Origin of the sequence: Aurantibacter crassamenti (genome assembly GCF_016811105.1) — a bacterium.
Classification (GTDB): Bacteria; Bacteroidota; Bacteroidia; order Flavobacteriales; family Flavobacteriaceae; genus Aurantibacter_A; species Aurantibacter_A crassamenti.
This window is the reverse complement of sequence record NZ_JAFBGM010000002.1, coordinates 1089918-1111143: the sequence shown is the minus strand read 5'-3', so window position 1 is coordinate 1111143 and position 21226 is coordinate 1089918. Positions and strand designations below refer to the sequence as shown.

Genomic DNA, 21226 nt, shown 5'->3' with positions numbered 1-21226 from the left:
GTTTTTTTACTTTTAACCTATGTTCTCATCTTTTCTTTCGATTTAAAAAAGGAATATGAAATCATAAAAATGGATGAGCTGGAAATAAAATGAATTATTTTCGCATAAAGCAAGAGGTTACTCCAGTTTAAATATAACTGAAATGAAAAAAATAATTGTACTGTTTTTGTTATCAATTCAATTCGCTTTTGCTGACGGTCCTATTTGGTCTAAAACTGGCCATAGAACTATAGGAGAAGTTGCACAACAACAGTTAAACCAGAAAACTAAAAAGACATTAAACCAATTATTGAATGGACAAAGTTTAGCGGCTGTTTCAAATTTTGCAGATGAAATAAAAGCTGATTCTATTTATAGAAAATTTAATGCATGGCATTATGCAAACATTGCTGAAGGAAAAGATTATGGTGATGATGCACCAAATAAATATGGCGATTTAATAACAGCTATTAATGAGTGCAAGCGCATCATAAAAGATGAGAATAGTTCTAAAGCAGATAAAGTATTTTACTTAAAAATGTTGGTGCATTTTATTGGCGACTTACACCAACCTATGCATATTGGTAGATTAGAAGATAAAGGCGGTAATGATATTCAACTACAATGGTTTAATAAAGGCACCAATTTACATAAGGTTTGGGATAGTAATATGATCAATGATTATGGTATGAGTTACACTGAACTTGCTGCTAAATTACCAGCTTTGAATAAAGGCCAAGTAAAAGCTATTCAAAAAGGTGATGTTTTAGATTGGATTGAAGAATCTCAAGAAGTTGCAGATCGAATTTATGACTCTGTTGAAGTTGGTGATAAACTGTACTATCGTTATAGTTATGTTTGGTGGGATACTGTTGAAGCGCAATTGCAAAAGGGTGGACTTCGTTTAGCTAAGGTGCTAAATGATTTATTCTCATAATAACTATTGCTGAATTTTGGCATGCCATTTGCATAGTATTAATCGGAGTTGGGTGTGAGCAAATTAATGTGATTTACCAGCAGATTAAAGACAGTATGCAACTTCTCATCATAGGTTAAAAAAAGACGTCCGATTGCATTGAGCATACGGACGTCTTTTTTTATTTTATTATTCTAAAAGTTGCGTTTATTCTTTCTGAAATTGGTTTTGCTGTTTTAGCAATCTGATGTTGCCAATAATGTTGTGTTTTGCCTTTCATCAGTAATAAACTTCCGTGTTGCAAAAGAATTTTATGTTTAAGGCTTTTGTCTTTTTTATGGCGCAAGTGAAAAAAACGTTCTTGCCCCAAAGTTACAGAAGCAATTATTGGATTTTCACCCAATTCTTTTTCATTATCAGCATGCCAGCCATTGCTGTCTTTTCCATCACGATAAAGATTGAGTAAGCATGTTGTGAATTCAACCTTAGACACGACGTGTTCAACTTTTTGTTTTATAGCCAATAACTCTTTTGAAAATTCATGCGGATGCATGGTGATATTAGAATAGGAGTAAGGCTTACTGTTATTTGAATATAGAGCCGTTAGTCTTGGTTGCGCGTATACTTTACCATAAACCTTAATGTTATCTTGTTGCCAAGGTACATTCGTTTTCAAACTTTCAAAATAGAACTCCGCTTCACTTTTATTTAGAAAATCTTTAAAATAAAGAATTTCACTATCCGGTAAGTTTAAATTAAAGGGTTTTGAAAAATTCAAAATTTCTATGAGATTACTTGCCTCAATTGGTTTCTATATTGCGATGGATTTTGACCTGTAAAAGCTTTAAATGATTTATTGAAATGTGAAAAGTTATTAAATCCGCATTCAAAACAAACCTCAGTTATACTCAATGGTTGTTCTGCTAATAACTTAGACGCATGTACCAAACGATATTCATTAACAAACTGTGTAAAGGTCTTATTTGTAATTTTCTTGAAATAACGACAAAATGAAGGAATGGTCATGCTTACCAAATTTGAGATTTCATCTAAAGTTATCTCTTCTTTAAAGTTAGACTTCACATGATTAAATACTATATTAATTCGGTCATTATCTTTAATATCAGCTGCCATTGAAAAACCTTCTGCATTTAATATTCTATGCTCATCTGTGGTACTTAAACAGTTTAGTATTTTTAAAATGGCTAATAATCTGTCAAAATTAGTTTTGTCTACAAGCTCTTCCATCATAGCACCGAGCCTTGTTTTGGTTTCTCCGTAGAAAACGACTCCAGCTTTAGCTATTTCAAAAAGTTTTTGAATATTCTCCATTTCTGGAATACTGAAGAATTCATTTCCTAAAAAATCTTTCTTCATTTGAATTACAGTCTCATTTCTATTGCCTGTAAGTTTATCAGTAAATCCACAATGCGGTAAATTACTACCTATTAATATAAGGGTACCATTTGTATAATAGGAAAGGTTACTACCAATCTGCCGTTTACCAGCACCACCGTTTACATATACTAACTCTATTTCTGGGTGATAATGCCATACATTATTCTTGTTGAGTCTGTTTTTATCAAATCTCTGAAAGGTAAAGGAATTACCAAAGTTGGGTTCTATTGCCTCGTAGGTTGGCTTTAGATTAATCATAAGTTACAATTTTTATACAAAATTAGATACACCTATTGACGTGCATCTCTATACAATTACCTCAAATATGTGCTAAATTACCTCTTTACATTTAATTAACCTAACATTGTGTTAATATAGAACATAAATTGGGAAAAACTGTGGTAGTACAGGGTTGATACCTGTGGTAGATTTGTAGTGTAAATAATTCATTAACCCACTTGCTTTTTAAGCAGGTCTTAAAACAGTAAATTATGAAAAAGGTAATCAGAACAATTGCAGCAGTAGCTTTATTATTCGTAAGCACTTCGATTTCGGCTAAAGAGCCTAAATTAATTACCGAAAAATCTTCTAAGAGTGTTGTTTTCGAATGGGATGATAAAATGGACAACACTTCACTTAGTTTTATTGATAACGATGGTAACGTTATTTATTCAGATTATGTTGAAGGTGTTGAAGACTATGTAAAGAAATTCAATTTAGAAACTTTAGCAATAGGTAACTATTTTTTAATTGTTGAAAATTCAATTAAAGAAATTACATATTCATTAAGTGTTTCTAAAAATGAAATTGTTATTCTAGATACAGTTGAAGAGTTTAAGCCTGTATATAGAAAAATAGACGGAGTTGTTTATTTAAACTACTTGAACCTTACAAAAGAACCAGTTGATGTAGTTGTTTACGATGCTACAGGTAGAAAGCTTTTCAAAGAAACTTTTGTAGAAGAAATGTCAGTTTCAAAAATATTTAATTTCACAGACGCTATAGAAGGAGAGTATTCTATCGTTCTTAAGAGCGATTCAGAAACTTTCTATGAAGCTGTCTCGGTAAAATAGTTGATTAAGTTAAGTTAAGTTGAGTTGAACAATAAAACCGAAGGCCTGAGAATCTTCGGTTTTTTGTTGTTTTAATATTTCAAGTAGAAATACGCCCAAAGCATCAAAATAAATTGTAGTGGTATGCGACTAATAAGCATCCATTTTGAAAGTCCCATTGCTGCCTTTTTATTATACAGCATATGAATATGAACGGGTAGAAAAAATACTAACATTACAATTATAAGGTACAAAGCCAAATTTTTAGTAGCTGCAAAACAAATAGCGACTCCCAAGATAATTTCAGCAACACCACTAAACATTACTAAAAATTTATGCCCCGGTAAATAACTTGGTAAAATTCGGCTGTACATTTTGGGTTTTACAAAATGCATGATACCTGCAACTATATAAATAACAGCCATAAGGTATAAATGCCAAGGATAATTCATATGTTGAATTTTAAGGTGTATAGTGTCTCACAAAAACTTTTTCAAGCGCTCACGCTTGTACGCCGGAAAAGAAAGATTCTGGAGTGCTGTACGAAGAATTTCTGGATCCTTTTTTCTTGATAAAATAAGTTCAAAGCTTTGCTTTACCGTCAGTGTGTTTTCTGATTGGGCGACCAATTCAATTTCATCACCTGACAATACTTCGCCTTCTTCTAAGATACGAACATAAGTGCCAGGGTATGCATGATCAATATATTGTTTTACAATTTTTTGGTCATTGAATCTAATTCCTAATTTATAACAAGGTTCTCTCGGTTGTGAAACTTGTACCAGTGCAGTACCAATTTTATAAACATCACCAATTCTAATTATCGACTCATCAAAATTAGAAATTGTAAGATTTTCACCAAACATTCCCCAGTTCCATTCTAGATTTGGGTACAATTCTTTCCAGTATGAATATTGTTCTGCGGAAAATAAAAAGCAAGCCTTGTGTTCACCTGCATGATGTTTTCTATCGATAACAGTATCTTTTTCAACATCCGTTTTTCCTAAGTTTAATGCCTCAGTAACCGGGTATTTAAAGATTCCTGTTTGTTCTTCTTTGCCGTTCCATTCAAAGGTTGTAGGCTTTCCTATATTGGTTGCTAAAACTTTCATCTATTAAAGATAACAAATGAATATGAAGCATAGAGCTATATGTGCCCAAATTAAAAGGCCCTATCATTTGTCTGACATTTGATGAGCAACAGTTACGAAGGAGTAATAAGCTGATTAATCTTTTGATTACCACTTATTTTGTGTCAACAAAAAAATAATATAGCATCAGCCTAATACAATTAGGCTTCGGCATATAGGAATTTTTGATTTCTGAAGGTATGATGTGTTAGATGACTTGCTATCTGCGAAATTTTGATTTTCAGAAGCTAACTCTATTTTCATATTTTTTTGACTGTCTAACTAGTATTGATATTATATAAATTGAAATAGCGAGGTATCCTGGTAATAGATATAAATCATAACGAACTAGAGATTCTCTAATTTCGGGACTTAAGTTTTGTATGTGCATTTCCCAATAGAAAAATACGCCCCAAATGAAAGATAGAATTAGTAAAAGATGCCAATTTTTTGTCATAGCTTAATAAGTGTAGTGTGTAATTTTTTATAAAGATGGAGGAATTTTACTACACATAAAAGAGAAATGTAAATATGTTAGTCTTGATTTCAGAAATTAAAACACACTAATTAAAACTGGATTTATGAATGCAAAATTCAGGAATCAGTACTATAACGTTGTATTTGAATATGAAAGTTTAGGCAATATGTTTTTGTAAATACCGAGTTGGTGTTGTGCCTGTTTCTTTTTTAAAGGCAGCATAAAATGCACTTTTGCTGTGAAAACCAACTTCACTACCAATACCTTCTATGCTATAATTTTCTAGATTTTTATTTTGAATTAGCGCTAGCGCCTTTTCTACTCTAAACCGATTTACGTAGTTATTAAAATTTTGTTTGGGTATTGAATTGATTGCTGTAGATATGCGTCTCGGGTGCACCTTTAGTTGTTTGGCTACATCAACAATGGTTAACTCCGTTTTAGTATATGCTTGTGAGCTTATCATATAGGTTTCAATTTCTTCAAATAATTCTTCAAGATCCTTATTTACAATAAATTGTTTATCCGAAGATTCTACTATTGGTTGTTCTTTTGGTATTTCTAGATTTGCTATAATTGAATGTACATTTAACTGCTTGATACCATAAAATGATAACCAATAAATGGTGAGCAAATCAAAAAGCAGAAATGAAATTCTTGAGTATATGTTTTCAGGTAATAGAAACCATTGTAAAGCATATAGTACGGATCCAACTGTGCTATAGATCAGAAAATATTTTGCCCACTTTAATTCTTTAAATTGGGTCATTGAATATTGGTTGAAAACCTCTTTTTGGTGGTCTGATATAAACTTGATATTCCAAAGAGCTACGCCCAAACCAAATAAAATTGCTGGAACTTTACTAAACTCATACCAAGATTGTTCTACTAAAACTAGTTTTTCTTGATAAGGCAAGAAAAAAATATACAATTGAATCATAGAATAGATAATGCCGGGGTAAAGCAGCCAAATTTTAAGTTTCTTCTTTGAAAAGATGGACACTTTTTGTGTGTAGATGAAAAATACAGGGTAAATAATGGCAAAAGAAAAGGTTGGTAAGAGATAGAGCCACGGGTAATATTCATAGACATTTAATTCTGAAAACACTACATCTAAGCGTTGTAGGGCAAATAAAATTAGAAAAATAGCTAAGAGATAGGTATTGTTTTTCTTCCATTTATTAATAACTAAAAGCACTAAGCCAAATCCAATTCCTTGAATAACACCAGCTGAATCTAATACAGAAATTAAGTTTAAATCTAGTACCATTTACCTTATATACCACTCAATTTGAGTAGGTGGTATGTATTGAAGATACTTAAAAATATGCGTAGTAATGTTAATTTAACGTAACATATTCTACTCAACATTTAAGGGTTCTTTAATTTCGAGTACTTATTTTTATGTTTTTAGTTAACACTAGAATACTAATTTTAGACCTCTTCATCCATTTTTTTAGTTAAAAAGAAACCAACTAAAAGTCCTGTTCCGGCCATCAAGAAAATTGAACCAGGCATGGCAATATCTCTTATTACACCAGCTTGGTTTAAAAGTCCACCTATAATAATTCCCAAACCGATTCCCATTAATAAAAGGGCTAAATTTAAAATAATTACTTTCCATATCGGAGCGGTTTTTTCTTTTTTGGCTATTCCGAAAATACTTGCTTCGGCACCTTTCTCAATTAGGGCCAATCTTTCTTTGTTTCGGGTTGAATAGTGTAAATAGGTAATACCAAAAACCGTAATAAATAAGCTTATGAAAATAAATACTGATGCTACCATAGTGAAAAATTTTATTTATTAAATTTATATGTTTCAAAGCTTATGACGATTAAAAAGATGGCATGGTTACAGCTTTTTCAAATTATTTTTTAAAGTTTTCTGTAACCCAGGGGCTTTTACAATCGTCCAATAGCCACATGTCTATTGAAACCGACCAATTTTATATTGATGCTGTACTCAACGGCGATACCAAAGCGTTTGCTGTATTGGTTAATCGATATCGGAATATGGTTTTTACTTTGACCGTACAATTACTTAAAAATAGGGAAGAGGCAGAAGAAATAGCGCAAGATACTTTTGTTAAAATCTATAAGAATCTTAATACTTTTAATGGCGATTCTAAATTCTCAACCTGGGTATATCGAATTGCGTACAATGCATGTCTAGATCGAATTAAAAAAAACAAAAAGCATGAAACAACAATTAGTATAAATGAATATAATGAAAGTCAAATAAATTCATTAGAAACAGCATTTGATATAATGGATCGCACAGATCGTGAGCAAGCGATAAAATCATGTTTGCAAAAATTACCTGAAGACGATAGTGTTTTGATTACGCTATTTTATTTTGAGGAACTATCTTTAACTGAGATTTCAAAAGTTATTGGCATAAGTGCCAATAATGTAAAAATCAAATTGTATAGAGCTAGAAAACGGTTGGCAACAATTCTTGAAAAATCATTAGAACCCACAATTCTAGAAAATTATGGACCAAAGAGCAGATGAAAAATTAGAAGAATTCACTGAGAAATTAATGCAAGATTTTTCAAATGAAACTCCATCTATAGACTTTACCACAAAAGTGATGTCAAACGTAACGGCTTTGTATGATTTACGGGTGACAACCTATGAGCCATTAATTTCAAAAAAAATATGGATTCTATTGGGTGTCTTTATTTTTAGTGTTTTCGCCTACTTAATTTACAATAACAAACGCGTTGAAAACTCGTGGTTGTCATCGTACGATATTAAACCAATACAAGATTTAAACGTCTTTAATTTACCTGAATTTGAAATTTCATCGGTTGGTATGTTAGCAATTATGGGTTTTACTTTTTTTATGAGTATTCAAATATTTCTATTGAAAAATCACTTTGCTAAAAGGTTGGCTTAATTTTATTTTTGATAATACGGTGTGCGTTTCATCAAATAATTTAAAGCAGTAACATAGTGGTCTTTTGTACTTGCTAAAAATGGTCTTCTTGTTTGATCAATTATTTTATTTCCGTTTTTATCATAAATACGGAAAATCACTTTTGTGTCAAACTCATCCATTGAAGTATTGTAATCGCTTGAATAGGTTTTAATTTTTTTCTTTTTCGTATCTACTTTAGTGGTGCTAGAACCTGAGGTACTAGATGTTGTACTTCGGTAGTCAACTATAATTTTTCCGGTTATGATAATGCCAGCACCTACAATCTTTGCTATCTCTTTCATATCTATGTCTTGCATATCTTCCCAGTCTTTTAAACCAGCTTTTCGAAGCCTTTTTCTTGTGATTTCTACATCTTGATAATTGATAGTATTTCGCTCTGGTTTCCGCATCACGTTGTCATAATAGAATTTTTGAGCTTCTTTACCCTCTTCATTGTTATGTGAACCATCTAAAACAAACTCAAAAGGTAAAACGGCTCCTTCATTTTCTAGCATATTAGGGTATTCAAAATTTGCATCTCTTGCATTATTAGCTAATAATTGAGTGAACATTTGCTCACGGCCACTTTTAAAAATAATTTTAAGTATTTCACTTTTATCAACTATATTTTCTAGGTTTTCACCTATATAGCTATATGTAACCGTATTTGGTTCTACTTTTTTAACTGTTGCAGCAATGGTTTCACCATTGCTCATAAAAATCTGATCTGAGGCGTTTTGTGCATTTGATTTGAAAATCAATCCAATAATAAATGTCAGAATTAATAAAGTAAGTCTCATTCTATTCCTGTTTTGGTTACTGGACGAAAGTATAGATTGGCAATACAATATAAAATACCTGTTTTCCAGTATTTTTATTGAAGCCGTGTAATTTTCACTACAGTTTGTGGTAGTAAGGCGTTTGTTTCATAAAATGGCTTAACATTACTTGATAGCTATTTTTAGTGGTAGTAATAATTGGAGCATCACTTTTTGTAAAAATCAGGCTACCTACTTGATTGTATATGTTAAAAGTGCTCTCAATATTATATTCCTCGGTTGCTGAAATAGTATTACTCTGAGGTGAATCTTTTCTTTTCTCGTTGACTTTTATTTTGGCGGTTATCAGAACTCCCGCTCCAACTATTTTTGCGATGAGTGGCATATCAAAATAATTCAAATCTTGCGCATCAAATATTCCAGCATTGTTTAATCGTGTTCGTGTAGTCTCCAAATCTTGATAGATGATTTTATTGAGTTCTGGTTTTTCCATTAGGCTGTTGAAATAATATTCTTCAGCTTCAATACCATCTTTAGTGCTTTTCGAATCGTTCATGGTAAATTCAAAAGGTAAAACGGCTCCTTGATCAGCTCTCATAATAGGATATTCAAAAACGACATTATTTACATTAGAATCTATTTCAGATTCTTTAAAAGCTTGTGGATTTTCAATTTTTCTTTTTTCATTTTTGTGGCGATAACTATAAACAACTGTATTTGGGCTTATATTTTTTGCAATTACCTCAGGTTGTTCGTTCATTGTAAGTTGCATTTTGTTTGTATTATCATGCTGTGCTTGAGCTACATAAAACATCCCTAAAAAAGAAACTATAAGAATTTTGAAATTGTGCATATCCTTGATTATTTATATTGAATGACCAAAGTACTAATTGAAATAGGCTTATAAAATACCTGTTTTCCAGTATTTTTTGCAGTTATAAATTATGGTCATGTACAAAGAAATTCTTGCTTTTATTTATCCAAATTATTCTTACATTTAACGCCATGGCATTACTCACATTTTTATTATTTACCGGTTTCGTGGCTTTTTACGCCACTTATAAATTAAGAAAAGATAAGTTAGATACCCGCGATGGTTATTTTTTAGGCGGGCGTTCATTAACCGGAATTGTAATTGCTGGTTCTCTTTTATTGACTAATATTTCTACAGAACATTTAGTAGGTATGAATGGGTCATCATACCGTAACGGAGCTATAATTGTCGCCTGGGAAGTTACTTCTGCATTGGCCTTGGTTATTGGAGCACTTTATTTTGCGCCGAAATATCTAAAAATGGGATTAACAACTATTCCTGAATTTTTAGAAAAACGATTTGATGGGCTCACAAGAACCATGGTGGCCTTGCTACTGATTATTTCATTTGTAGCAACATTATTACCCATTGTTTTATACACAGGTGCTTTAAATATTGAAGCCATTTTTGAAATCTCAACGTTACTAGATGTTTCGCAAAAAGAAGGAATTCTAGTTACCATTTTAATTGTTGGTGTTATCGGTGCTGTTTATGCGATTTTCGGAGGATTGAAAATGGTTGCTTACACTGATACTATTAATGGTTTTGGTCTGCTTGTCGCAGGATTGTTAGTGCCTACACTAGCTTTATTAAGTATAGGCGATGGTAATTTGTTTGAAGGTATGGGTATGGTTTTTAATAACAGCCCTGAAAAATTCAACGTAGTAAGTACTGAATCTGGGGTAGGGGAAGGCGCTCGTTCAGCAATTTTGCCTTTTGAAGTGCTATTTACCGGTCTTATGGTAAATCAGATTTATTTCTGGACAATGCATCAATCAATTATTCAACGTGTTTTAGGTGCTGTAAGTTTAAAAGAGGCACAAAAAGGATTGCTCTATACAGGTTTTTTGAAAATTCTGGTGCCATTAATTATTGTTCTACCAGGTTTAATCGGATTCTATTATTTCGGTGAAAGTCTGTATGATAATCCTGATAGTGTTTATCCATTATTAGTTAAAAAAGTATTGCCACTGTGGTTGACAGGCTTTTTTGTAGCTGTTATGATGGGGGCAATACTAAGTACTTTCAATAGTGCATTAAATAGTGCAGCTACAGTATTTAGTTTGGGTATTTTTAAACGATATATCTCAAAAAATGCAAGCGAAAATAAATTAGTTAAGATAGGAAAATGGACATCTGCCATTTTAGCTGTTTTTGCAATCAGTATTGCACCTTTTGTTGCAAATGCACCTGACGGACTTTACCAATTATTGCAACAGTTAAATGGTATATTTTTCATACCAATAGCTAGTGTTGTTATTGCCGGCTTCCTTTTTCCGAAAGTAACATCGATAGGAGCAAAAGCTGGTTTGGTATTCGGACTCTTTTTCTACGTTATCATGTACTATGTAATAGAGGTAAATCTGCACTTTGTACACATATGGGGAATTGAATTTGTATTGAATATTGCTGTGATGCATTTGGTGTCGATTTTAATACCGAAAGACGAAAAATTTGAAATGCAAGATGCGGGTGTGCTAGATTTGAATCCTTGGAAGTATGCGAAGCCTTTTAGCCTGTTTTTGGTGGTATTTACAGTAATTTTGTACCTTGTCTTAGGAAATGTGTAGTTATAAATTAATCCAACTATATATTACCCTATTTAACGGTCTTGAAATAAGACTTACTTAAAGAAACTCATTAGCATAAGTAGCAATAAATAAATCACAATGGAAGAAAAGACTTTTAGAAATTATGAAGCTCCAGATGTATCGGTAGCTGTTAAAGAGCATTATCGAAAAATGCGAACAAATCAAACTTTAGAATATGTGCAAAACATGCATAAAAAATATTTGAAGTTTGATAAACCGATGGATTTGTGGGAAGCCATGCGTCATTTAAACAAACTTATTGATGTTAGTGATCCTGATTTAGATTTGCCTAATATTCAACATTTAATTCAAAGCGCAGAAGGTTTAAGAGCTGATGGTCGCCCAGATTGGATGCAATTAACAGGGCTTATTCATGACTTAGGAAAGATTATGTACATGTGGGGTGCTGATGAAGATGGTACAAGTCAAGCTGAGCAATGGGGCTTAGTTGGTGATGTTTTTATAGTAGGTTGTAAGTTGCCTGATTCATGTGTGTATCCTGAATTTAATGCACTTAATGCTGATATGTCTAACCCAAAATATAATACGACTTTAGGCATTTATGAAAAAGGTTGTGGTATTGATAATGTAGATTTAGCATGGGGTCATGATGAATATTTATACCAAGTATTAAACAATCACAAAGAAAACACATTACCTGAAGAGGCAATGGTTATGATTCGTTACCATTCTTTCTACCCTTGGCATACTGGTGGTAGTTATACTGAGTTGTTGAATGAAAAAGATGCTAAGTATCTAGAAATAATTAGAGATTTTAATAAGTATGATTTATATACTAAAAGTCCAAAATTATATAATTTAGATGATGTTCTTGAGTATTACCAGCCTATAGCAGAAAAGTACTTAGGTAAAGGTCCAATTTATTGGTAGTCAATTTGATTGGTTAGAATAGATATAGTGCTAGCCATTTTGAAATAATATAAAGGGTGAATGTTTTTAAATAAACGTTCATCTTTTTTCTTTTAATGTTTAAATAAACAGGACATGAATTTTCTGGCTTGTATGTTTAATCTTCTTGATCACATTTCTAATCACGATTAACTTTCTTATCTAAAATGCCATAAAAAAACCGCCCAAAGTAATTCTCTGGACGGCTACTATAGCTATAGTTAATGGTGTGTCTTGTGAAATACAAGAGCATCAAATTTACCACCAGTATATTTCTTGAACAATACCGGAAAACCAGTAGTTTTTGATTAAATCGCAAAAAAACCGCTTTGTAATTAATTACAAAGCGGTTTTAATAGAATTCTAATATTTCAGCAATAAAAAAGGTTTATTTCACCATCTCATAGCTGCGTTTGATGAACTCTGTCAATTCTTCACCTTTTAACAATCCTTTTGAAAGTCGTGCTAAATCAAGAGATTGATTAATTAAACGTTCTTTCTTTTTGGCCGTTTTAGTACTTAGAATTTCACCGACTAGTTCATGATTAGTATTTACAATTAAATTGTACATTTCTGGCATACTACCCATGCCAAACATACCACCGCCACCGGTTTGTTGCATCTCTTTCATACGACGCATAAACTCTGGCTCTGTGATAATGAATGGAGAAGCATCACTATCCATCGCTTCAAGTTGCACCGTATAACTTTTATTAGATATTGTTTCTTCTAAAGTCGTTTTTAATGTTTCTTTTTCTTCATCAGAAAGTTTAGAAATCTGAGTTTCTTCTTTCTTGATAAGATTATCTAAATGATCTGCATCAACACGAGCAAAAGAAACTTTTTCATTAGAAGTTTCTAGTTTTTGCATTAAATGACTAATGATAGGTGAATCCATCAAAAGAACTTCATATCCTTTTGCTTTTGCAGCTTGAATATAACTGTGTTGCGCTACTTTATCAGAAGTGTAAAGCACAACCAATTTGTCATCTTTATCAGTTTGATTCGCAGCAATTTTCTCTTTTAATTCTTCAAAGGTGAAGAAGGTACCATCTACAGTTGGGTAAAGTGCAAATTTCTCAGCTTTCTCAAAAAACTTATCCTCAGAAAGCATTCCGTATTCAATAACAATTTTAATATCGTTCCATTTGGCTTCAAACTCTTCTCTATTGTTTTTGAAAAGTGAATTTAGTTTGTCACCAACTTTTCTAGTGATATACGATGAAATCTTTTTTACGGCGCCATCTGCTTGTAAATAAGAACGTGAAACATTTAATGGAATATCTGGTGAATCAATTACACCCCTTAACATTGTTAAAAATTCAGGAACAATTCCTTCGACATTATCCGTTACAAATACTTGATTTTGATACAACTGAATCCTATCTTTTTGAGGATTCATATCGTTTGTCATTTTCGGGAAATATAAAATTCCTGTCAAATTAAACGGATAATCAACATTTAAATGAATATTGAATAATGGCTCTTCAAACTGCATTGGGTACAATTCTCGATAAAAAGATTTGTAATCATCATCAGCTAACTCATTTGGTTGTTTCGTCCAAGCCGGATTTGGATTATTGATAATATTGTCAACTTCTTGAGTTGGCGCAGGATCTTCTTCTTTAGCATCTTCTGGCTTTGGAAGTGTTTCTGTGCGCATTCCGAATTTAATTGGAATAGGCATAAATTTATTATACTTCTGAAGTAAGCCAGTGATTTTAGAATCTTCTAAAAACTCTTTTGAGTCATCAGCAATTGAAAGAATAATCTCAGTACCGCGATCTTCTTTTTTAGCTTTCTTAATAGTAAAGTTTGGTGAACCATCACAAGACCAATGTACTGCCGGTTCATCTTTAAAACTCTTAGTTATGATTTCAACTTTTTCAGCAACCATAAAAGCGGAGTAGAAACCAAGACCAAAATGACCAATAATGCCAGAATCTTTGGCAGTGTCATCATATTTGTTCAAGAATTCTTCTGCACCTGAAAAAGCTAATTCATTGATGTATTTTTTAACTTCTTCTTCTGTCATACCAATACCTTGGTCAATGACATGAATTTTATTATTCTCTTTATCTACTTTTATTTCTATTTGCGGATTACCATATTCAACACCTTTTGCTTCACCAATAGAAGTCATGTGTTTTAGTTTAAGTGTTGCATCCGTTGCATTGGAAATCAATTCACGAAGAAATATTTCGTGATCGCTGTATAGAAACTTTTTAATAAGCGGAAAAATGTTCTCTACCGAAACATTGATTTTACCTTTAGCCATAATAATTAATTTTTGATATTATTTCCTCAATAGAAGAAACCTTTGTTAACTTTTTGTTTTTGTCCGAAGCAGAAAGCCTACTTCAATTTATACTTTTAATAGCTGAACTTAAGTAGTCAAATAAAATACCATTCTAGTATAAAATGACAAAGTGACACATTAATAGTTCAATAAATTTGACTTATGTAGTAATGAGATGCCATATTGTTGCTTATTTCGATAGAAGTTTTTGGTTTTATCATTAGATTTATATTTCTCAAACTCGATTTTAACGAAAATTATAGCATGTACAATTCAAAAATAACTGGTCTTGGACATTATGTGCCAGATAATGTGGTCACTAATGATGACCTTTCAAAAATAATGGATACCAATGATGAATGGATTCAAGAACGCACGGGCATAAAAGAACGTCGTCATGTTTCTGGTCCTGATGATACTACAACTAGTATGGGTGTCAAGGCTGCAAAAATTGCAATTGAGCGAGCTGGCATTGATAAAGATGATATTGATTTTATAGTATTCGCTACTTTGAGTCCAGATTATTATTTTCCTGGTCCTGGTGTTTTAGTACAACGTGATTTAGGTATTAAAACTGTTGGTGCTCTTGATGTGCGTAACCAATGTTCAGGTTTTGTTTATGGTATTTCAGTTGCTGACCAATATATCAAAAGCGGTATGTATAAAAACGTACTTGTTATTGGTTCTGAAGTACATTCAAAAGGACTAGACATGACGACCCGTGGTAGAGGTGTTTCGGTTATTTTTGGTGATGGTGCAGGAGCTGCTATTTTGAGTAGAGAAGAGGATACTTCTAAAGGAATACTTTCAACTCATTTACATTCTGAAGGACAGCATGCAGAAGAACTGGCTTTATTGGCTCCGGGAATGGGTGGCCGTTGGGTTACTGATATAGTTGCTGACGCCAACCCTGATGATGAGTCTTATTTACCAGTTATGAATGGGCAGTTTGTATTTAAAAATGCAGTAGTTCGATTTAGTGAAGTTATCATGGAAGGCTTGAAGGCTAATAACTTGCAACCAGATGCAATTGATATGTTGATTCCGCATCAAGCAAATCTTCGTATTTCACAATTTATTCAGAAGAAATTCGGCCTATCTGATGATCAGGTATTCAATAATATTATGAAGTATGGTAATACTACTGCTGCATCAATACCTATTGCACTAACTGAAGCCTGGGAAGGAGGTAAAGTTAAAGAAGGCGATTTGGTTGTTTTAGCAGCTTTTGGTAGTGGCTTTACTTGGGGTAGTGTTATCATAAGATGGTAGTTTTATCATCATACAGATAAAGAAGAAATTTTAATAGGGTTAATTGAATAGTAAATAAAGTTATAAGAAAATGAAAGATTTGAAAAATGGGCAATCACGTAGAACGTTTATCACCAAAACTGCTGCCATAGCAACAGGTGTTGTTTTAGGTGGACCAAAACTTTTTGGAGCTCCGTCAATTATAACTTCTTATAACAAGCCAAATTCAAAATTTAAAGGAGTACAATTGGGTTGTATTACCTATTCATTTAGAGATATGGCAGACCAAAGTGCTGAAGCTACTTTGCAGTATGTTTTAGATTCAGGTATTAGTGCTATTGAATTGATGGGTGGCCCGGCTGAGAGTTTTGCAGGTATTCCTTCAAACCCTGTTGATATGCGAAAAATGAGAACTTTAAACCGTTTGAAAAAGAGCGGTGATGAGATTTCAGAAGATCAACTAAAAGAAATCGCAGATTTGAATGCGCAGTTTGAATCTTATACAAAACAGATCACAGATTGGCGTGCAAATGCTCCTTTTGAAAAATTTGAAAAATTTAAGAAAATGTATGCTGATAAGGGTGTCAGTATTTATGCGTTTAAACCGAACGCTTTTGGGAAAGATAGTAGTGATATCGATATAAATTATGGATTTAAAGCTGCAAAAGCATTAGGTGCAAGTCATGTGACTTTGGAGTTGCCTGGTGATGATGCACATACTCTGAAATTAGGAAGCATGGCCGCCAAACACAATATGTTGGTTGGGTATCATGGACATACGCAACAAACGCCAACTTGGTGGGATACAGCTTTAAAACAGTCGCCTGCTAACATGATGAATATTGATATAGGGCATTACGTTGCTGCGGGTAATACCGATGCTTTGAATATTATAAAATCGAAAAATAAGCGTATTAGTAGCATGCACATTAAGGATCGAAAAAATCTAATTAACGGACAAGAAAATCAAGTTTTTGGTGAAGGTGACACACCAATTGTTGAAATAATGCAATTAATGCGAGATAATAAGTATTCGTTTCCAGGAACTATAGAATTAGAATATAAGATTCCCGAAGGTTCTACTTCAGTAAAAGAAGTTGCTAGATGTGTGGCGTATTGCAAAAAAGCATTGGAAGCTTAAAACAAGTTTTTGTATTTATTGAACCATAAACAAGGCATTCGCAAAGAAAAGTTTACCATTTTCCCAGAAGCCCCTGAATAATGGGTTGTCAACCATATAAATAACATTTCCCGACCCATATTTTTCAACACCAAAAATGAGACTTTTATCAATCTTATCTTTGGCTTCATAACCTGCAAATCCGGCTACGGGTTCATTTTGCCCCGCCTCTAAATAAACAACTGATCCGCCGTCTAAATACTCATAGGCAGTTTTGCCTAATTTTATGGTGAAATAGCTATCACCATAACCATATGCTAGTGGGTGCGTTCGATCAACTTTAGTCTTAAATATTGCACCTGTAATTTCGTTTGAAATACGTTGGCGTTGTGTTATTCCATAAGCACTCATATTTATGATGCTATCTTTTAAGGTTTTTTTGGTTTTAATCTTAAATCCATTTTTTCCTTCTAAAGCTCCAATTGATTCACCCATTGCAATTAGCTTTCCACCATTTTTCACCCAATATTTTAACTTGGTCAAACTAGACTGGCTCAATAGTTTAGTATAACCAGGCCCACTTGGTAGTACTAATACATCATAAGCAGCGAGATTTATTCTATTAAAATATTCCGCATCAATTACAGTTAACGGATGGTTTAATTGTTGCTCCATAAAATGCCATATTTCACCAAAGCGAAGGGTAGAGGTGGGGCCACCAGATAATACAGCTATTTTTACATCATCAATTAGTTTTACATAACGCGAACCAAAATCTTTACCGTCATCTACAAATCCGGTTTTGGTAGCGGTTAGTGATTTATTATGCTCAACTGCTAACTTTTTAAGTGTTGAAATAAAATTTTTATTGTGCTTGTTGTCAGCTCTAGCGATAATTAAGCTACCATGCTGATATTTTTTTCCATCAGAAACATAAGGTTTGTGTGCTACCCGTACACGAATTTTGGCTTGGTGTAATGCAGCTAAAAAACGCGCATCATTCATAGAATTCCAATCTGTTAAATACGCGTACGCATTTTCATTAAAATTGCTATTGTTTGTCGCTTTTTCTATTTGGTATGGCGAGTCAGAAACAGTTGAAGTTGTAGCTATCGCATCTAAGCCATAGGCATAAGGCAATGACCATGCGGTAATATCATACGTTAGTGAATCACTCAATTTTGCATTGGGTTCAAAAAGCACCTTTACTAAAGTACCTTTTGTTTGATTGGTTGATACCACTAAACTCTTGTCAGAAACACGTAAACTTCCTGTTTTGCCAGTATCGTATTTAAAACCTTTAAGTGTACCATTGTCAGCTTTACCATAGGTAATATTATGTTGGTCTAGTAATTTGGTAAGTGCTTCAATTTTATCAGTGTCACCATTCATTACATAGCTCTTGTATTTAAATTTCTTTTTACTGTAGAATTTTTTGAATTCAGTGTTCAATCGTTCTGTATTCTTACTAGAGACTTCAACTGTAGAAATTCCTGTTGTATAATGGTGCGCTATACGTTCACTTAAAGTTAGGGTGTCACCTTTTGCTGTTTTTATTGCGAGCCCTGCGCGTCCGCTTCCTCCTTGTTCATAGGTCATTCCAATTCCGCCATTATACATAGGGTATGTGTCTCCATAGCTTGGATATAGTAGATCAAAAACCTCTTGAGTAAAGTAAAACCATCCGTTTTTATCAAAATACTTAGCATGATTTTTACCGATGGTTATTTGAAATTCTCTTTGAAAATCAGTGATGACTTCATGAAAAGGTTCTGCTGCTGTTGCAAAATAATACGGGCTATCAACACCTTGTTCATGAAAATCTACATGAACATGAGGCAACCATTTATTGTACATTTTTAAGCGCTGTTGACTCTCTTTCTGAGTAAGCCACGCCCAATCTCTATTTAAATCAAACATATAATGATTTGGGCGCCCGTTCAGCCAACCTTCATGATGTTCTTTACTGTTAGGATCCGCTGTACTGAGTAAGTTCTTATTTTCATTAAACCAATTTACATAGCGATCACGCCCATCAGGGTTGCTGCATGGATCCATGATTACAACCGTGTTCTCAAGGTATTCAGATTTCTTAGTCAACAAATCATAAATTGTTTGCATGGCAGCCTCGGTACTCACACTTTCATTTCCATGAACATTATAACTTAACCAAACAATTACTTTTTTAGATGTACTTGTGCCTGAAGTGCTTTCTAAATGCTCTTTTCTTATGGCTTCAATGTTTTTTATGTTTTCTTTGGATGAAAAATAGGTCAATAAAAGCGGGCGCCCTTCGTTAGTTTGACCATACTCAATTAACTGCATTCGTTCAGATTCAGCTTGTGCTAAATATTGAAAATAATCTACTACTTTATGATGGCGTGTAAATTGAGAACCTAACGAATAACCTAAAAATTCAGAGGGAGACTTTAACTCTTGGGTATGACCGATATAGCTAACACATAAAGTAATTAAGAGTAGAAATCTTGTCATATGTATTTCAAATTACAATAGCCTATACAGCAAAGCACAATCTATGAAAATTGTGGGTTGTTTCTTTTATAGAGCAGTCATAAGTAAGGTTTTTTCGTTAAATGGACTATTAAGGCTTTTAACGTATTTTTAGCAGCAGTTTTTAATGATAAGTTTAACTTTATCGCGATTTTTACGCTCTATGGATGTTGACTGTATTAACTATAAGCAAACCGGTTACTTTTCGAAGTTAATTTGTGATTACCTCAATGAAGATGAAGCGGTAAAACCGTTTTATACTAATTTTCCAACTTTAAAGAATTTTGAGGCGCAAATTGAAGAAAAGCAACGTAGTTTTCCTGATGCAAATCGCAATATATTATACGATAGCTTAATAAACCAATATGTTGATGTATCGATTAGCAAAAAAACGAAAGAGCATCTAATTCAATTAAAAGAACCGATAACGTTTACCGTAGTTACTGGGCATCAATTGAATTTGTTTACTGGTCCGCTCTATTTTTTATATAAAATTATTTCTACTATAAATCTTACCAAAACACTAAAAAAAGAATATCCAAAATATAATTTTGTGCCCGTTTATTGGATGGCCACAGAAGATCATGATTTTGAAGAAATTAATTATTTTAATTTCAAAGGGAAAAAGTTACATTGGAATCCGGAAGGCCATGTTGGTGGTGCAGTTGGCCCTATGTCTACAGAAGGTTTACAGGAAGTTTTTGAAGCTTTCGCTAGTGAACTAGGTAGTGGTGAAAATGCAGATTTTTTAAAGAATCTTTTTGAGAAGGCGTATGTAAAGCATCAGAATCTAACAGATGCTACTCGTTTTTTAGCGAATGAGCTTTTCGGTGAATATGGACTTGTTATTATTGATGGGCATGATACTGATTTGAAAAAATTATTGATGCCATATGCGAAGAAAGATATCTTTGAAAATATAGCGCATAATGAAGTTTCAGCAAGTATTGATTTATTGCAAAAGGCATCAGATGATTATAAAGTACAAGTTAACCCAAGAGAAATTAATTATTTCTACCTCAAAGATGGGTTGCGTGAACGCATAGTTGCTAAGGCTAATGGCTATGGTGTTGTAGGAACAGATATTAATTGGACTAAAACTGAATTATTACAGGAGATTGATGAACATCCATCGCGATTTTCGCCCAATGTTATTGCTAGACCATTGTATCAAGAAGTGATTTTACCCAATCTTTGCTATATCGGTGGAGGGGGAGAACTTGCCTATTGGCTTGAATTAAAATCAATGTTTGGGGCAATGAGTGTGCCTTTTCCAGCACTTTTACTTCGTAATTCAGCATTAATAGTTTCTGAAAAAGCAAAAGCAAAAACAGCAAAACTTGACCTTTCTGTAAAAGACTTATTTCTTGATCAAAATAGTTTAATCAATAAGAAGATTAGAGCCATTTCTAATATTGATATTGATTTTACACCACAAAAAGAACTTTTAGAAAAGCAATTTGCTGATTTATATATCTTGGCAGAACAAACAGATAAATCTTTCTTAGGTGCAGTAAAAGCACAAGAAATTAAGCAAAAAAAGGGGTTAGATAATCTTGAAAATCGTTTAATGCAAGCGCAAAAACGAAAATTAAAAGACCAAGTACTGCGTGTGACTGAATTACAAAACGAATTATTTCCAAATCATTCATTGCAAGAGCGAATAATGAACTTCTCTGAACTTTATCTTGAATATGGTGAAGATTTGATACCTCAATTAATTGATTCCTTAAAGCCTTTAGATCTTGAATTCACAGTATTGAGCTGAAAAAACTATGAATTTTAGTTTAAGAACTGCTTTTTAATCCAAAAAAGGGCAAAATCGGTATTTCTTCAATTCTAAGATTTCTTCGCGAT

Annotated in this window: 19 protein-coding genes; 9 read left to right on the top strand and 10 right to left on the bottom strand. The window is 32.9% G+C overall.

The window, feature by feature from the left end; translation table 11 throughout:
- Positions 1 to 142: 142 nt before the first annotated feature.
- Positions 143 to 916 carry a S1/P1 nuclease gene (locus JQC67_RS17450; protein ID WP_203254195.1) on the top strand — a complete coding sequence of 258 codons (774 nt, stop codon included), beginning with the start codon at positions 143 to 145 and terminating at the stop codon, positions 914 to 916.
- A 160-nt stretch (positions 917 to 1076) separates the two neighbouring features.
- On the opposite strand, the gene JQC67_RS17445 is transcribed toward JQC67_RS17450, so the two are convergent.
- Together JQC67_RS17445 and JQC67_RS17440 are read right to left on the bottom strand one after the other, a co-directional pair.
- Positions 1077 to 1673 (bottom strand): alpha-ketoglutarate-dependent dioxygenase AlkB family protein, encoded by a 597-nt coding sequence (locus JQC67_RS17445; protein ID WP_238934886.1) that lies wholly within the window; start codon positions 1671 to 1673, stop codon positions 1077 to 1079.
- A gap of 5 nt (positions 1674 to 1678) precedes the next feature.
- Positions 1679 to 2551 (bottom strand): AraC family transcriptional regulator, encoded by an 873-nt coding sequence (locus JQC67_RS17440; protein WP_203254194.1) that lies wholly within the window; start codon positions 2549 to 2551, stop codon positions 1679 to 1681.
- 233 nt (positions 2552 to 2784) lie between these two features.
- On the opposite strand from JQC67_RS17440, the gene JQC67_RS17435 reads away from it, so the two are divergent.
- A complete protein-coding gene (locus JQC67_RS17435; protein WP_203254193.1) occupies positions 2785 to 3366 on the top strand; it encodes a hypothetical protein in 582 nt (193 codons plus the stop codon).
- A gap of 71 nt (positions 3367 to 3437) precedes the next feature.
- Here the strand turns inward: JQC67_RS17435 and JQC67_RS17430 are convergent, their stop codons facing one another.
- The 4 genes from JQC67_RS17430 to JQC67_RS17415 form a co-directional block, all read right to left on the bottom strand.
- Entirely contained in the window at positions 3438 to 3797 is a 360-nt protein-coding gene (locus JQC67_RS17430; RefSeq protein WP_203254192.1) for a DoxX family protein, read from the bottom strand.
- Between the two features lie 27 nt (positions 3798 to 3824).
- The gene (locus JQC67_RS17425; RefSeq protein ID WP_203254191.1) at positions 3825 to 4457 is read right to left on the bottom strand and encodes an MOSC domain-containing protein; all 633 of its coding nucleotides are present in this window, start codon (positions 4455 to 4457) and stop codon (positions 3825 to 3827) included.
- A gap of 653 nt (positions 4458 to 5110) precedes the next feature.
- A complete protein-coding gene (locus JQC67_RS17420) occupies positions 5111 to 6223 on the bottom strand; it encodes a helix-turn-helix domain-containing protein (RefSeq protein ID WP_203254190.1) in 1113 nt (370 codons plus the stop codon).
- Between the two features lie 164 nt (positions 6224 to 6387).
- A complete protein-coding gene (locus JQC67_RS17415; protein WP_203254189.1) occupies positions 6388 to 6738 on the bottom strand; it encodes a DUF6249 domain-containing protein in 351 nt (116 codons plus the stop codon).
- A gap of 137 nt (positions 6739 to 6875) precedes the next feature.
- Between JQC67_RS17415 and JQC67_RS17410 the strand changes: the two genes are divergently transcribed.
- Both JQC67_RS17410 and JQC67_RS17405 read left to right on the top strand, forming a co-directional pair.
- A complete protein-coding gene (locus JQC67_RS17410) occupies positions 6876 to 7466 on the top strand; it encodes an RNA polymerase sigma factor (protein ID WP_203254515.1) in 591 nt (196 codons plus the stop codon).
- Positions 7447 to 7854 carry a hypothetical protein gene (locus JQC67_RS17405; protein WP_203254188.1) on the top strand — a complete coding sequence of 136 codons (408 nt, stop codon included), beginning with the start codon at positions 7447 to 7449 and terminating at the stop codon, positions 7852 to 7854. The genes JQC67_RS17410 and JQC67_RS17405 overlap by 20 nt, the downstream gene beginning before the upstream one ends.
- Positions 7855 to 7856: 2 nt before the next feature.
- Here JQC67_RS17405 and JQC67_RS17400 read toward each other — a convergent pair whose 3' ends face one another.
- Positions 7857 to 8675 (bottom strand): hypothetical protein, encoded by an 819-nt coding sequence (locus JQC67_RS17400; RefSeq protein ID WP_203254187.1) that lies wholly within the window; start codon positions 8673 to 8675, stop codon positions 7857 to 7859.
- Positions 8676 to 8772: 97 nt separating this feature from the next.
- Complete coding sequence (locus JQC67_RS17395; protein WP_203254186.1) at positions 8773 to 9507, bottom strand: hypothetical protein; 735 nt, start codon at positions 9505 to 9507, stop codon at positions 8773 to 8775.
- A 152-nt stretch (positions 9508 to 9659) separates the two neighbouring features.
- Between JQC67_RS17395 and JQC67_RS17390 the strand changes: the two genes are divergently transcribed.
- Together JQC67_RS17390 and JQC67_RS17385 are read left to right on the top strand one after the other, a co-directional pair.
- The gene (locus tag JQC67_RS17390) at positions 9660 to 11258 is read left to right on the top strand and encodes a solute:sodium symporter family transporter (protein ID WP_203254185.1); all 1599 of its coding nucleotides are present in this window, start codon (positions 9660 to 9662) and stop codon (positions 11256 to 11258) included.
- A gap of 99 nt (positions 11259 to 11357) precedes the next feature.
- Positions 11358 to 12170, top strand: coding sequence for an inositol oxygenase family protein (locus tag JQC67_RS17385; RefSeq protein WP_203254184.1), 813 nt, complete (start codon positions 11358 to 11360; stop codon positions 12168 to 12170).
- A 406-nt stretch (positions 12171 to 12576) separates the two neighbouring features.
- On the opposite strand, the gene htpG is transcribed toward JQC67_RS17385, so the two are convergent.
- Positions 12577 to 14466 carry a molecular chaperone HtpG gene (gene htpG / locus JQC67_RS17380; RefSeq protein ID WP_203254183.1) on the bottom strand — a complete coding sequence of 630 codons (1890 nt, stop codon included), beginning with the start codon at positions 14464 to 14466 and terminating at the stop codon, positions 12577 to 12579.
- Positions 14467 to 14751: 285 nt separating this feature from the next.
- Here htpG and JQC67_RS17375 point away from each other — a divergent pair, with 285 nt between their 5' ends.
- Together JQC67_RS17375 and JQC67_RS17370 are read left to right on the top strand one after the other, a co-directional pair.
- Positions 14752 to 15759, top strand: a complete 1008-nt coding sequence (locus tag JQC67_RS17375; RefSeq protein ID WP_203254182.1) for a 3-oxoacyl-ACP synthase III family protein — start codon at positions 14752 to 14754, stop codon at positions 15757 to 15759.
- A 70-nt stretch (positions 15760 to 15829) separates the two neighbouring features.
- Positions 15830 to 16879, top strand: a complete 1050-nt coding sequence (locus tag JQC67_RS17370; protein WP_203254181.1) for a sugar phosphate isomerase/epimerase family protein — start codon at positions 15830 to 15832, stop codon at positions 16877 to 16879.
- Positions 16880 to 16894: 15 nt separating this feature from the next.
- Here JQC67_RS17370 and JQC67_RS17365 read toward each other — a convergent pair whose 3' ends face one another.
- A complete protein-coding gene (locus JQC67_RS17365; RefSeq protein ID WP_203254180.1) occupies positions 16895 to 19351 on the bottom strand; it encodes a M14 family metallopeptidase in 2457 nt (818 codons plus the stop codon).
- A gap of 181 nt (positions 19352 to 19532) precedes the next feature.
- On the opposite strand from JQC67_RS17365, the gene bshC reads away from it, so the two are divergent.
- Positions 19533 to 21137 carry a bacillithiol biosynthesis cysteine-adding enzyme BshC gene (gene bshC, locus JQC67_RS17360; RefSeq protein WP_203254514.1) on the top strand — a complete coding sequence of 535 codons (1605 nt, stop codon included), beginning with the start codon at positions 19533 to 19535 and terminating at the stop codon, positions 21135 to 21137.
- Positions 21138 to 21226: the final 89 nt, after the last annotated feature.